General features: G+C 70.9%; 7 protein-coding genes. All 7 read left to right on the top strand.

Annotated features, from left to right (window positions below):
* The first annotated feature begins 33 nt into the window (after window positions 1–33).
* The 7 genes from ASD43_RS02955 to ASD43_RS02925 all read left to right on the top strand — a co-directional run bounded on the left by ASD43_RS02955 (window position 34) and on the right by ASD43_RS02925 (window position 14680).
* Window positions 34–999 (top strand): AAA family ATPase, encoded by a 966-nt coding sequence (locus ASD43_RS02955; RefSeq protein ID WP_056413353.1) that lies wholly within the window; start codon window positions 34–36, stop codon window positions 997–999.
* Window positions 996–2366, top strand: a complete 1371-nt coding sequence (locus ASD43_RS02950) for a DUF58 domain-containing protein (RefSeq protein WP_056413350.1) — start codon at window positions 996–998, stop codon at window positions 2364–2366. The genes ASD43_RS02955 and ASD43_RS02950 overlap by 4 nt, the downstream gene beginning before the upstream one ends.
* Window positions 2363–4912, top strand: coding sequence for a transglutaminase domain-containing protein (locus ASD43_RS02945; RefSeq protein WP_056413347.1), 2550 nt, complete (start codon window positions 2363–2365; stop codon window positions 4910–4912). The genes ASD43_RS02950 and ASD43_RS02945 overlap by 4 nt, the downstream gene beginning before the upstream one ends.
* Window positions 4909–6864 (top strand): DUF5684 domain-containing protein, encoded by a 1956-nt coding sequence (locus ASD43_RS02940; RefSeq protein WP_056413344.1) that lies wholly within the window; start codon window positions 4909–4911, stop codon window positions 6862–6864. The genes ASD43_RS02945 and ASD43_RS02940 overlap by 4 nt, the downstream gene beginning before the upstream one ends.
* Window positions 6861–7691, top strand: coding sequence for a PP2C family protein-serine/threonine phosphatase (locus ASD43_RS02935; protein ID WP_056413341.1), 831 nt, complete (start codon window positions 6861–6863; stop codon window positions 7689–7691). The genes ASD43_RS02940 and ASD43_RS02935 overlap by 4 nt, the downstream gene beginning before the upstream one ends.
* A 37-nt stretch (window positions 7692–7728) precedes the next feature.
* Window positions 7729–8457, top strand: coding sequence for a hypothetical protein (locus ASD43_RS02930; RefSeq protein WP_157550744.1), 729 nt, complete (start codon window positions 7729–7731; stop codon window positions 8455–8457).
* A gap of 151 nt (window positions 8458–8608) precedes the next feature.
* Complete coding sequence (locus ASD43_RS02925) at window positions 8609–14680, top strand: Ig-like domain-containing protein (protein WP_056413335.1); 6072 nt, start codon at window positions 8609–8611, stop codon at window positions 14678–14680.
* Window positions 14681–14729: the final 49 nt, after the last annotated feature.

Here is a 14729-nt window from a genome sequence, read left to right as displayed (position 1 = left end):
TGTTGCCGTATGCCCGCTTCTGCCGCCGCTCCCATGACCATCGCACCCGAACAGGCATCCTGGTTCGCCGAGACCTTCTCGATCCTCGCGGGGAACGTCGAGCAGGCGATCCTCGGCAAGCGCCATGTGGTCGAGCTCGTGCTCGCCGCCGCCGTCAGCGGCGGACACGTGCTGCTCGAGGACTTCCCGGGCACGGGCAAGACGGCGCTGGCGCGCGCGATCGGGCAGACCATCACCGGCACGAGCTCGCGCATCCAGTTCACCCCCGACCTGCTCCCCGGCGACGTCACGGGAATCACCGTGTACGACCAGAAGCAGGGCACGTTCGAGTTCCACGCGGGCCCCATCTTCGCCAACATCGTGCTCGCCGACGAGATCAACCGCGCGAGCCCGAAGACGCAGTCGGCTCTGCTCGAGGTCATGGAAGAGGGAACGGTCACGGTCGACGGCGTCTCGCGGCCCGTCGGTTCGCCGTTCCTCGTCATGGCGACGCAGAACCCGATCGAGCAGGGGGGCACCTATCGGCTGCCCGAGGCTCAGCTCGACCGCTTCATGATCAAGTCGTCGATCGGCTACCCCGACGGCGCGGCCACCATGCGCATCCTGCAGGGGGCGGCAGCCCCGAAGCCCCCGCTGAACGGCATCGTCGGCACGGACACGATCCTCACCATGGCGGAGATGGCGCGCGGGGTGTACGTCAACCCGCTGATCTCCGACTACATCATGCGCATCGTCGACGCGACGCGCCGCGCCTCCGAAGTGCGACTGGGCGTCAGCGTGCGCGGAGCCCTCGCACTCTCGCGCCTCGTGACGGCGTGGGCGGCGAAGTCGGGACGGACCTTCGTGACACCCGACGACGTGCGCGACCTCGCCGTCGTCGCCTTCGCCCACCGCCTCGTGCTCGAGCCGGAGGCCGAGTTCGACGGGGTCACCGCCGTCGCGGTGATCGGCCAGATCCTCCTCGACGTCGAACCTCCGCGCGAGAACGGCTCTGCGTGAGCTTCAACACCGAATCGCGCCTGACGCGCACCGCCGCGCGCACGAGCACATCCACCCGCACCTCGACGGTGACGCGTTTCGAACGCACGCACCGGGGGCCCGTGCGGGGAGCGGTGTTCGGCGCGCGTCGGATGCTGCGCGGAATCGCGCGCACGGCGAAGGGCACGCTGTCGTGGCTGAACGACACCGTGACCACCGCGGGTCTGCTCGTCGCCGTGGCCCTCGTGCTGGGGATCGTCGGCGGTCTGCTGCTGGGCTGGGTCGAGGCGTGGGCGGTCGGGACGATCGCGGCGGTGCTGCTGATCGCGTGCGTGCCCTTCATCCTGGGCGCCCATGACTACAGCATCCGGCTGGAGCTCGGGCGCGACCGCGTCGTCGCCGGCTCCGACATCGGCGCGGTTCTCGATGTGCGCAACACCGGCACGAGACTCGCCCTCCCCGGCGTCGTCGACGTGCCCGTCGGCGAGGGCCTGGTCGAGGCGCACGTGCCGCTGCTGCGTCCCGACGGGCATCACACCGAGCAGCTGACGATCGCCGCGCATCGCCGCGGCATCATCGACGTCGGCCCGATGACGATCACGCGCGGCGACCCGATCGGCCTGCTGCGCCGCGAGCAGCGGTGGCCCGAGGTGCAGCGCATCCACGTGCACCCCGTCACCGTACGCATCCCCAGCACGAGCGCCGGCCTGATCCGCGATCTCGACGGCACCCCCAGCACGAGACTGGTCGACGCCGACCTGTCGTTCCATGCCGTGCGCGAGTACGTCGTCGGCGATTCGCAGCGGCACGTGCACTGGAAATCCACCGCGAAGACCGGCACGCTCATGGTGCGCCAGTACGAGGAGTCGCGGCACGCCCGCATCGCGATCATCCTCGACCTCGCGGCCGACTCCTACGAGAGCGACGACGAGTTCGAGACCGCGGTGAGCGCCGCCGCATCCCTCGCGCTCCAGGGCGTCACCGAGGGGCGGGACGTGCTCTTCGTCGTCAGCGACGAGATCCCCGAGCACTCGCGCAACGAGGTGCTCGCGATCCGCACGCTGCCGACCCTCACTCCGAAGTCGATGCTCGACGCGACGTCGACCGTCGATGCCGCAGACAGCGTGATGCGCATCGAGGCGGTCACCGCCCTGACCGTGCAGTCCTACCCCGACCTGTCGATCGCGTTCCTCGTGACGGGATCCCGGATGCCGGTGGACCGACTCCGCCGCTCGGCGATCGCTCTCCCCGCCGCGGTCGAGGCCGTGGCCGTCCGCACCGAACTCGGCCAGGAGCCGACCATGCGCACGGCTCGGGAGCTGTCGGTGATGACGCTCGGAGCGCTGGGAGACCTGCCGCAGATGCTCGCCAGAGGAGCGCTGCGGTGAGCGCTGCGGCGAGCGCGCGGGACGCGCTCCGGCGTCTTCGCGAGCTCCTCTCCGCCCTCAACATCTGGGGACTGGGCTACGTGCTGCTCGGCATCGGCCTGGCGACCGTCGCGGCCTGGCCGCTGTACGCCGCACCGCGCGCGCTGATCGTCGGCATCGTGGGCGGCCTGCTCGGGATGCTCGTCGCCGTCGTCGCGCGCGTGCTCCGCTGGAATCTGCTGATGTCGGCGCTCGTCGCTGCCGGCGTCTACGTGGTCGCGGCCGCTCCGCTCGCCGTGCCCTCCTCCCTGACGTCGATCCCCGCCTTCTTCCTCGGTGTCCGCGACGCGGTGCTCGGCGTCGCGCTCGGATGGAAGCAGATCCTCACCCTGAATCCGCCGCTCGGCGAGTACCAGGCGGTCCTGGTGCCGCTGATGGTCGTCATGCTGTTCGGATCCTTCGCCGCCACCCTGCTCGTGCTCGAGGGCGGTCGACGCGCGGCATGGGCGGTGGCCGTCGTGTCGACCATGAGCGTGTTCGGCATCGCCTTCGGGCTCATCGGAACCAGCTCGGCGATCACGCTCTGGGGCATCGCCCTGCCGGCTCCGCGTGAATGGCTGCTCGGCATCTCCGTCTTCCTCGCCGGACTGGTCTGGCTCATCGGTCGCGCGCGGCTGCGGCGCGCGCAGGCGCTGCGCATCGTCGCCGCGCAGAACGTCACGCGCAGTGCGGCGCCGGTGTGGCTCGGCATCCGTCGTCATCTGCTCTCCGGCGTCCTGCTGATCGTCGCGCTCGTCGCCGGCGTCGCCGTGGTCCCGGCCGCGGCCCAGTGGTCCGACCGAACGGTCCTGCGCGACGACGTCGAGCCGATGGTGGTCGTGCAGCGGCAGATCAGCCCGCTCAGCACGTATCGCTCCTGGTTCACGACGTCGATGCTCGACGAGCCGGTCGTCTCGATCTCGGGTGACACGGGCGATCTCGAGCGCATCCGCATCGCCACGCTCGACGCGTACGACGGAGAAGACTTCCACATCTCGCCCGACGACCGATTCAGCCGCCTGCCGCGCACGGCGGCCCCCGACGCAGGGCGGCTCTCGCTCGAGTTCACGGTCGGCGAGGCCTACCGCGGCATCTGGGTGCCGGCACCCGCAGGGCTCGCGCAGGCCCCGACCTTCGAGGGCGCGCGCGCCGAGAAGCTCGCCGACGGCTTCCACGTCGATGACGAGGGCGATACCGCGATCACCATCGCCGAGACATCCGACGAGCGTGAGGGTCTCGAGCCGGGAGACCGCTACGGGGTGCTCGTGGATGCACCCGACGAGACGCCCACACTGACCGATGTGCGCGGTGGCGATTCGCTTCTCGACAGCGAGGCGTATCCGGCGCTCGCCGAGTGGGCGACCATGCAGGAGCAGCCGCGCACCGGCGCCGGCTATCTCGAGGTCATCGACCGGCTCAGGGCCCGCGGCTACCTCTCGCACGCCCTGCTCGAGGACGAGCAGGCCACGGGATGGATCTCGGCGCTCAAGAGCGCAGGGGGATACTCCTTCGCCCCGACCTACGCGGGGCACTCCGCGGCGCGGATCGAGGAGCTCTTCACGTCGCTCGTCGATCAGGAACGTCGGGCCGGGGCGGATGCCGATCCCAAGATGCTTGTCGCCGCGGTCGGCGATGACGAGCAGTTCGCCGTCGCGGCGGCGCTGCTCGCCGAGCTCTGGGGCCTGGAGTCCCGGGTCGTTCTCGGAGCGCGTCTTCCCGCTGCCGAGGAGGTCCCCGGCATACCCGCCTGCGACACCGCGTGCACGGGCGCGAACATGACCGCGTGGGTGGAGGTGCGGTCGTCGGGCGGTGACTGGACGGCCGTCGACGTCACGCCTCAGTCCGCGATGCTGCCGAGCACGATCACCGAGGGCGAGCAGCTCCCCGAGCATCCGACCGTTCCCGAGCAGCTGCGCTCCGAGGCGCTCGATCCGCCCCAGGCGCAGAGCGATTCGCGCAACACGGATGCGCCGCCCGAGGAAGGCGGCTCCGACACCTTGGCGTCGCTGCTCGCCGTCGCGCGCGTCGTCGGGCTCAGCCTTCTCGCGCTGCTGCTCCTCGTGCTGCCGCTGCTGGTGGTGGTGGTCGCCAAGAACATCCGGCAGCGCACGCGCCGTCTCGCGGGCGATCCGGAATCGCGACTCGTGGGTGCGTGGGAGGAGCTCGTCGACGTGTACGCCGACGACGAGCGCCCGACGCCCTGGTTCGGAACCCGCGTGCAGGCGGCGGTCGCCGTCGACCGTGAGGCGGCCACGCGACTGGCAGAGCTCGTCGATCAGGGCGTGTTCGCCGCGCATCCGCCTACCGAGGCCGACGCGGAAGCCGCCTGGACGATCGTCGACGAGGAGCGCGCGGCGATCGCCGAGCGTCGAACCCGCTGGCAGAACGTGCGCTCGCACCTGCGTCTGCGCTCGTTCCTGGCCAGGGTGGCGCCCCGACGCGCGCGTGCGTCCTCGGACCATCGGCTCGCAGTCGGTACGCTCGCAGTGGCCGGCGCAGGCGCAGGCAGGCAGGAGGAAGACGCATGAACGAGGTCGCAGACCGGGTGCACCTGGCGGTGGACGGCGCAGGGCCCGCTGTCCTGACGACGCTCGTGGCCGCGCTGGGCGTGGGCGCAGTCCTCGGCCTCGCGCTCTACGTCTGGTACGCGCTCGCGCTGTCGAAGCTCTTCACGCGCCTCGGAGTCGAGGGGTGGAAGGGCTGGGTCCCGATCCTCAACGAGGCGACGATCCTCACGCTCGGCGGCAAGCCCGCGTGGAACGTCGTGTTCTACTTCATCCCGATCGTGCAGATCTACGGCCTCATCGTGAAGATCCAGGCCGTCCACAGCATCAACGGTCGCTTCGGCCGAGGCGCCGGATCGACCGTGCTCGCCGTGTTGCTGCCGCCGGTGTGGGCATCGATCCTGGCCTGGGGTGTTCCGCCGTATCCCGAGGGCGACAGGCTCGCCGCGCTGCAGCCCGGCCCCCGCCGTCAGGGGCCGCCGCAGGACGCACCTCCGCACGATTCGTCGAGGGGATACCTCGCCCCTCCGATCCTTCCGCCGGGGGGCGAGAGCGCGCACGGAGAGCCGGCATCGTTCGCCCCGGATGCTCCGGCGGCACCGGCTCCGCCCGCCTTCGTCTCGCCACCCCCGGCGACGCCGAACTTCGAGCGGCCGGCGCCCGCGTTCCCGCCGGCGGCACCGACGTTCGAGCGGCCGGCACCCGCGTTCCCGCCGGCGGCACCGACGTTCGTGCCGCCTGCACCGACCTTCGCTCCGGCGGCTCCCGGGTTCCCACCCGTGGATGCCGCGCCTGCGCCGACGCGCCCGGACGCGCCGGCTCCCCCCTCCGTCGACGCGGCCGCACCGTCGGCACCGTCTGCACCGGAATCCCTGATCGTCGGGGTCCCCGGTGTCGAGCGCCCCGCACGCACCGAGTCGGCTCTGCCGTTCGTGCCTCCGTCGATCCCGTCGGCCGCGGCCCACGATGTCGACGGCGTCCGCCCGCCGACCGATGACGTCAGCGCGCCGGTAGAGGGGGCCTCGGACCCCGTTCTGGAGACGCTTCCCCAGCCACCCGCGCGAGCAGTCGGCGCGTCCGAGCAGTCGTCGGCATCGACCGGGCAGGCCGAATCCTCCGACGGCCCGCAGGTGAGGGTCGGTTCGCTTCCCGATCGGCTGGGAGCGGCTCCCGCGCCCGATGCCCGCGCGCCGCGATTCACCGCACCGGCACCCGTTCCGGTCGTCCTGCCGGTACCGGAGCCTCCGCGCGCGGCACCGCAGCCCGCCGAGGCGAGCCCGCACACCGATGCGGAGGTCGACATCGATCAGACCCTGTCCGGCGCCGCCCCGCTCTGGGCCGCTCCGCTCGCGGACACGGCCGATCCGCCGGCTCCGGTCGTGGACACGGTCGATCCGCCGGCTCTGCTCGCGGACACGGTCGATCCGCCCGTTCCGGTCGTGGACACGGTCGATCCGCCGGCTCCGGTCGCGGACACGGTCGATCCGCCCGTACCGGCCCCCGCAGCCGGCATCCGGCCCGCGCCGATGATGTCCGCGCCCCCGCTGACGCAGCCTTCGCCGCCGATCGATCTCGCCGCGCCGGCCGCCGACGCCGGTGAGGATGACGACGACGTCGAGGCGACCGTCGTCGTGTCGCGTCGACGCGGCGTGCGCCGGGTTCTCGTGCTCGACGACGGCCGCTCGTTCGCCCTGTCGGCGACGAGCGTCGTGATCGGGCGCAATCCGACCGGCGAGCCGGGGGAGCAGCGCCTGGCGATCGCCGACAGCACACGCACCCTCTCGAAGACGCACGCGCGCCTCATCGTGCAGGCAGACGAGTGGCGCCTCACCGACCTGCACTCCACGAACGGAGTGGTGGTCGTCGCGGATGACGGCGCCGAGACGCTGCTCGACCCCGGTGAGAGCGTGATCGGCGCCGGACGGTTCGTCCTCGGCGAGGTCGGCATGCACGTCGAGGTGGGGACCGATTCGTGACCACCTCCGCTGTCGTCCTCAACGTCGCCGCCCTCACCGACATCGGTCTGACGCGTGCGATGAACGAGGACTCCGTGCTCGCGGCATCGCCCGTGTTCCTGGTGGCCGACGGGATGGGCGGCCACGACGCGGGTGACAAGGCGAGTGCTGCGGTGGTCGCGGCGTTCGCGCCGCTGGTCGGCACCGAGGTGACCACCGCCGAGATCGGCGCGGCTCTCGCGCGTGCGAACGAGACCGTCGAGGCGATCGCCTCCCAGCACTCGCGCGGCGCGGGGAGCACCCTCGCCGCCGTGGCGCTGGTCGAGCACGACGGCACGCCGCACTGGCTCGTGTTCAACGTGGGCGACTCGCGCGTGTACCGGCTCTTCGCCAACGAGCTCGATCAGCTCACCGTCGACCACTCGCTGGGACAGGAGCTCGTCGACGCCGGGGAGATGCGCCGCGAAGACCTCGCCGGCTTCGCGCAGCGCAACGTCATCACCCGGGCCATCGGAGCCTCCGACAACATCGCCGACAGCTGGCTGGTCCCGGTGATCGACGGCGAACGGCTGCTGCTGTGCTCCGACGGGTTGAGCGGCGAGGTGGGCGACGAGAGCATCCGCGCGACCCTGACGATGGCGGGGCGCCCCGAGACGGCCGCCGCGGCGCTCGTGCGCCGGGCGAAGCAGTCCGGTGGACGCGACAACATCACCGTGATCGTCATCGACGTCGTCTCCGGCGGGCTGCGCGGGGGATCCCTCGACTCGACCGACAGTCGTCGATCGATGTCGATCCACACCGAGACGATGCTCGAAGGCACGACGGTTCCGGCGAGGGGGCGTCGCTGACATGGTCGATCACGAGGACCCGGTCGAGGAGACCGTGATGCCCACCCGACGCGCGCGCCGATCGCGTCAGTCGGATGCCGCGCCGACCGATCCGCCGGTCATCGGGACCCCGGCTCAGGCGTCGGAGGCGCAGGCGGACGGGTACGCGGATGCCGCAGACGACGGGGTCGACGACCGCACGATCGCGGTGCCGCGCGAGCCAGACGACGGGGTCGACGACCGCACGATCGCGGTGCCGCGCGAGCCCGCGCAGTCTGTGGAGGATCACACGGTCGTCGTCGCGAGACGACGCTCCGCGGGCGATCGTCCCGTTCTCCCCCCGGCGCAGGACGACCTGGAGGACCGCACGGTGGTCGTCGATCGGGCGGCGGATGAGGACGCGGCTGCCCCGACCCGCGAGCCCGTCGAGGATGCGGAGGACCACACGGTCGTGGTCGGCCGCACGGTGCGGCCGCCGGCACCCGATTCGCCCACGGACGACGCCGAAGACCTCGACGCGACGATTCCCGCCGCACCCGCTCGACGGGTCGAGATGGAGCCGCTGCCCGCCATCTACAAACCGCGGCCTGCGCCTCTGCGCCCGTCGCATCCACCGACGGTGGAGGGCGGGGTCGCCCCCACGCGGGTGGTCGACGACGGTGCGGCCTCGGTCTCGGTCTCGCGAGCGGCTCGACGCACCAGCGTCCGGGTGCTGGCCGCGGTCGCCGCGGCTTGCGCGGTGTCGGTGTGCGGCCTGGTCGCTCTGGCCTTCGTCGTCTTCACCTGACGCCGTCTTCCGTCGCCGGAGTCCTCGCCGTCGTCGTGGGCAGAACTGCCCATCGGTGCTGACGCGGGCGCCGGTTAGACTCATGTGATGCGCTGCCCTGCCCGTCGATCGGGACGGACGGATGAGAGAGCGCGCGGGGGAGAGAGCCGGCATGAGGGTGCTGTCGTGGATGCGAGCGCGGCCGAAGATGCTGGCGTCCGCCGCCGTGCTGTCCGTCGGCGCGGTGGCGCTCACGACCATGGCCTTCGCCTATGAGGGCAACCCCACCACGCAGGTCGATCTCAATGACGGCGGCGTCTGGCTGACGAAGAGCTCGAACCTCCTCGTCGGGCACTTCAACCACGAGTCGACGCTGATCGACGGCGGCCTCCGCACGGCCAGCGACGACTACGACATCCTGCAGGACGAGAAGAACGTCCTCGTGGTCGACCGCAGTGCGGCGACGCTGACCGCGGTCGACCCCGCTCGCGTCGCTCTGGGCGATTCGACCGCGATCCCCGCATCCGCGAAGGTCGCGCTCGGCGACAAGACCACGGCGATCCTCGATCCCGCGTCGGGCAACCTGTGGGTCGTGGCGGTGAAGAGCCTCGCGGCCTTCAAGATCGAGGGTGCGACGCCCACGGTCGAGCTCGGCGACGACGCCGACGTCGCGGTCGCCGAGGACGGCACCGTGTTCGGCCTCGCCCCGTCGCGAGGCGAGGTCGTCACCATCCCCGTCGACAACGAGGGCCAGCCGCTCGACCCCTCGACGGAATCCGTCGGCGAGATCGACAGCACGGAGGCGCCCAGCATCACGGCCGTCGGCCGCACGCCGATCGTCCTCGACGCCGCTGCGGGCGTCGTCACGACCCCCGGAGGCTTCCGCACCCCCGTCTCCAACGCCGCCGACGCCGTGCTCCAGCAGCCCTCGGCCGCGAACGACGACGTCGTCTTCGCCACCCGGGCAGCGCTCGTGAGCGTGCCCCTCGACGGCGACGAGCCGGTCTCCGTCGACACCGGATCCGAGGGCGCACCGGCGACCCCCGTCTCGCTGCGCGGCTGCTTCTACGGCGCCTGGGCGGGGTCCGCGGCGTTCATCCGGGACTGCCCGGGAGACGCGAGCGATGTCAACGACACCATCGACGGCGCGGAGGACTCGACCGCTCTGACCTTCCGCGTCAATCGCGACGTCATCATCCTCAACGACCTCGTCGACGGCTCCGCGTGGCTCGCGGACGAGAGCCTGCAGCAGGTCGACAACTGGAACGACCTCACTCCGCCCGAGGGCGAGACCGAGAACGAGGAGGACACCACCCAGGAGACGGTGGAGACGACACTCCCCGATCGCAAGGAGGAGAACACGCCGCCGGTCGCGGAGGACGACTCCTTCGGCGTGCGTCCCGGCGCCACCACGCTCCTGCCGGTGCTCGACAACGACAACGACACCGACGGCGACGTGCTCGTGGCCGAGCTGGTCGACGCGCAGCCGTCGATCGGCACCGTGCAGCCGATCCAGAACGGCGGTGCCCTGCAGATCGCCGTCGACGAGAACGCGTCCGGCGCGTCCTCCTTCACCTACGAGGCGAGCGACGGACGTGGGGGCACCGACACCGCGGTCGTGACTCTGCTGGTGCGCGACCCCGAGACGAACGGCGCACCGACGCCCAAGCGCAAGACCAGCCTCACGGTCGAGAGCGGCGGCACGATCTCGTACAACATCCTCCCCGACTGGATCGATCCCGACGGCGACGACATCTACCTGAAGTCCGTGATCGCCGCACCGGGCGACGAGGTCGACTTCAGCACCGACGGTCAGCTCACCTACAAGGCGACGGCGAGCCTGCAGGGGCAGAAGTCCGTCGACGTCACGGTCGCCGACGCGTTCGGCGAGATCGGCACGACCACACTCACGCTCGATGTGCGTCCGCCCGGCAGCACCGACCCGAAGACCAACGCGGATCACGTGGTCACGCGCGTCGGCGAGCAGGTCACGATCGCCCCGCTCGCGAACGACACCAGCTCCGGTCGTGAACCGCTGCGCCTCGGCAGGGTCGACGAGCAGGTGCCGGGGGCCTCGGTCGTCCCCGACTTCACGAACAAGACGTTCACGTTCTCGGCGGCGACGCCCGACACGTACTACGTGCAGTATCTGGCGACGGCCGGACCCAAGAACGGCGAGGGCCTGGTGCGCGTCGATGTCCTCGATGCGGCCGAGAGCGATCTGCCCCCCGTCGCGGTGCGCGACGTCGCGCTGCTCCGCTCCGGCGGCGACGTGCTCGTGGGTGTCCTCGCGAACGACTCGGATCCGGGCGGCGGCATTCTGGTCGTGCAGTCCGTCTCCCTCGAGCCGAGCTCCGGGGTCTCCGTCTCGGTGATCAACCATGAGACGCTGCGCATCACCGATCAGGGTGCGCTCACCGAGCCGGTGCGGGCGACGTACACGATCTCCAACGGCACCAAGTCGGCACAGGGCGAGGTGGTGATCATCCCGATCCCCGCGCCCGAGGAGATCCTGCAACCGGCCGCCAGCCCCGACACCGCCTACGTGCGGGCGGGAGACGTGGTGACGATCCCGGTGCTCGACAACGACACCCACCCGAACGATGACGTGCTGCACGTCGCCCCCGAGCTCATCGAGCCCTTCGTCGACCCGGATGACGGTGAGGCGTTCGTCTCGCAGGACACGGTGCGCTTCAGGGCCGGGCCGGAGGCGAAGACGGTCTACCTCACCTACGAGGCCGTCGACGAGCACCAGCAGAAGTCCGCGGGCTTCGTCACCATCCAGATCATGCCGGCCGACCCGGAGACGAATGCGGCGCCGCGCCCGCAGGACATCGTCTCGCGAGCGCTCGCCGGCACGACCGTCAGCATCCCCGTGCCGCTCGACGGGATCGACTCCGACGGGGATTCGGTCGAGCTGCTCGACATCGCGTCCAACCCCACCAAGGGGCGGATCACCGAGACGGGAGCGAACTACTTCCGCTACGAGGCCTTCGAAGGCTCGGCAGGCGTCGACACGTTCAAATACCGCGTGCGCGACCGCCTCGGAACTGAGGGAGAGGCCACGATCCGGGTCGGGATCGCACCCCCGGAGCAGGTCAACCAGGCGCCGTATGCGGTGAAGGATGCCGTCGTGGTGCGTCCGGGGCGTGAGATCGCCGTGCCGGTGCTCGACAACGACTCCGACCCCGAGGGCGAGGACATCATCCTCGTCAGCGAGAAGAACGACGGACTCGAAGTGCCCGACGTCGACGGCCTCTCCGCCCGCGTCTCGGGCGATCGCGTGCTCGTGGAGGCGCCGGACCGTGCGCTCGAGACCTCACTGCAGTACACGATCCGCGATTCGCGAGGTGCGACCGCATCCGCCGTGCTGGCGATCACCGTCGACGAGAACGTCCCGCTGCAGGCTCCCGTGGCGCGCGACGACAGGGTGCGCCCCGAAGATCTGAACGACGGCGAGCTCACGGCCGACATCGACATCCTCAAGAACGACGAGGACCCGGACGGCACGAGGGAGTCCCTCGAGGTCGTGCTCGGCGACGGCGCCGAGGCGGTCGAGGGCGGCAAGGTGCGGGTCACCGTCGGCGAGGAGCAGCAGCTCATCCGCTACACGCTCACCGACATCGACGGCCTCGAGGCCTCGGCGTTCATCTTCGTCCCCGCCGTCGCCGGCCTCCGTCCGGCGCTGAAGGACGGCACCAAGCCTGTCGAGGTCATGAGCGGTGAGACGATCTCGCTGCCGCTGTCGGACTACGTCATGGTCGCGGGCGGCGGCACCGCCCGCATCACCGAGCACGCGAAGGTCAGCGCGATCCATGCGGACGGCGCCGACCTCGTGACGGATGAGACGACCCTCGCCTACACCTCCGCACCCGGCTACTTCGGGGAGGACGCGCTGACCTTCGAAGTCACCGACGGCACGGCACCCGACGATCCCGAGGGGCGCAAGGCGACCCTCACGATCCCGATCACCGTGCTGCCGCCCGACAACCAGCAGCCGACGTTCGTCACCGGCGAGGTGCAGGTGGCACCGGGGGAGGACGCGAGCACGCTCGACCTCGCGGCGCTCACCACCGACCCCGACCCCGAGGACGAGCATACGTACACGCTCCTCGGCGGCACGGGCAACGGCGTGAGCGCGCGCACCGAGGGCAGCACGCTGTTCGTCGAGGCGTCGTCGAACGCGAAGAAGGGCACAGCGCTCACCCTGCAGCTGCGGGTGAGCGACGGTGAGACGGAACCCGTCGAGGGCACCGTCTCGGTGGTGGTCTCCGCCTCGACGAGGGCCATGCCGGTGGCCAACACCGACACGGTTCCGCAGGCCGATCAGGGCAAGCCTGTCACGGTGCCCGTGCTCGCGAACGACTTCAACCCGTTCCCGGAGACGCCGCTCAAGATCGTCTCCCAGGTGGTCGAGTCCGGCGGCGGCGACGTGGCTCTCGACGGCGACCGGCTCGTGGTCACCCCGGCCGCGGACTACGTCGGATCCCTGGTGGTGCGCTACCGCATCCAGGACGCTACGGAGGACGCGGATCGCGAGGTCAACGGTCAGGTCGTCGTGACGGTGCAGGGCGTGCCCGCGGCACCGGGGACGCCGACCGTCACGAGCGTGCAGGACCGCAAGGTCGTGATCTCGTACGGCGCTCCGTCGAACAACGGCGCCGAGATCACGAAGTACACGGTCACATCGGTGCAGGGCAGCGCGTACCGCAAGGAATGCCAGTCGACGACGTGCACCCTCGACGGGCTCACCAACAACGTCGAGTACACCTTCCAGGTCACGGCGACCAACCGCGTCGGCGAAGGCGAGAAGTCGGGGGCCTCGCAGGTCGCCCGTCCCGACGCCAGGCCCGACACACCGAACCCCCCGACGCTGAAGTTCGGCGACAAGTCGCTCGCCGTCGCCTGGACCACCCCGACGACCCCGGGGTCGCCGGTCGAGCGCTACACGCTCGAGATCTCGCCCGCCCCGCCGTCCGGCATCTCGCAGAAGGAGGTCACGGGCAACTCGATCGTCTGGGACGGTCTCGAGAACGGCTCGAACTACCAGGTGCGCGTCCAGGCCCACAACAAGGCGCCCGAGCCGTCGAGCTGGAGCACCTGGTCGGCATCCGAGATCCCGGCGGGCCCGCCGCTAGCAGCAGCGGCCCCGACCACGCAGGAGCTCGCGCCGGTCGGCAACCAGGCGCAGATGCAGGTGAACTGGGCGACGCCGAACAACAACGGCGACGCGATCGACAGCTACCAGCTCGAGGTGTACGAGGGTGCGACGCTCGTGCGCACGATCACCCCCGGTGCCGCCGCGACCAGTCAGGCCGTGACGGTGCCGACCTCGGAGACGGCGTACACGTACCGCATCCGCGCGCACAACAAGGCGGGCTGGGGCGAGTTCAGCGCGTCCTCCCCGCCGCGTCGCGGTGTCACCGCACCCGGCGCCCCGAGCGGTCTCACGGCGGCCCCCGGCGACGGCTTCATCGACATCGCGTACACGGCAGGCTCCCGCAACGGCGCCAGGGCCGACGAGATCTCGTACGAGTTCCGTCTCAACGGCGGCGGATGGCAGGGGCTCCCCGGAACCCGTCTCTCGGGCCTCTCCAACGGCACGAACTACAGCGTCGAGGTGCGTGCGGTCGCGTCGGTCGACGGATCCACCTACGCGGGAGCGGTGTCGAACGCGGCATCCGCGGTGCCGTTCGGTGTGCCGTCGGCGCCCCGCGCCACGGCCAGGAACCTCGGCACGCAGGTGGAGCTCACCTGGGATGCGACGCGCTCGCCCAACGGGCGCGACATCGCGGTCGTGCAGATCAGCGTCGACAGTGGCGGCTGGCAGAACGTCGGCATCTCGGGTTCCCGCACGGTCGGCGACGGATACCAGCAGAACCACGACATCAAGGTGAGGGCGCAGGACACCGCCGGTCAGTGGTCACCCGAGGCATCCGATGCGGCGCGCACGAGCGATCCTCCCGCCGAGATGCTGCGCACCGAGAAGGGAGCATCGGGCTCCTGGCCCGACTGCAACACCTCGTCGTGCGCGAAGGTGCGCCTCACGGTCGAGAACTTCCGCAGCCCCGGCAACTACTCGCTGCAGTGCGACGACGGCAACAAGTACGGCGGCAGCTCCAAGCTGTACGTCCCCGAGAACGGCAGTGTCGATCTCAACTGCTACTACGGATACCCGGGCAGCTCCATCCGTGTCTACATCAAGGAGCTCGACAGACACGCGAGCGCCTTGACCTGGTACTGACCCCGCTCCGCCCGCAGCCCTGCACCGACGAGACACAGGAAGCCCCATC

Source organism: Microbacterium sp. Root553 (assembly GCF_001426995.1).
Taxonomy (GTDB): domain Bacteria; phylum Actinomycetota; class Actinomycetes; order Actinomycetales; family Microbacteriaceae; genus Microbacterium.
This window is presented reverse-complemented; position numbering and strand designations above follow the sequence as displayed.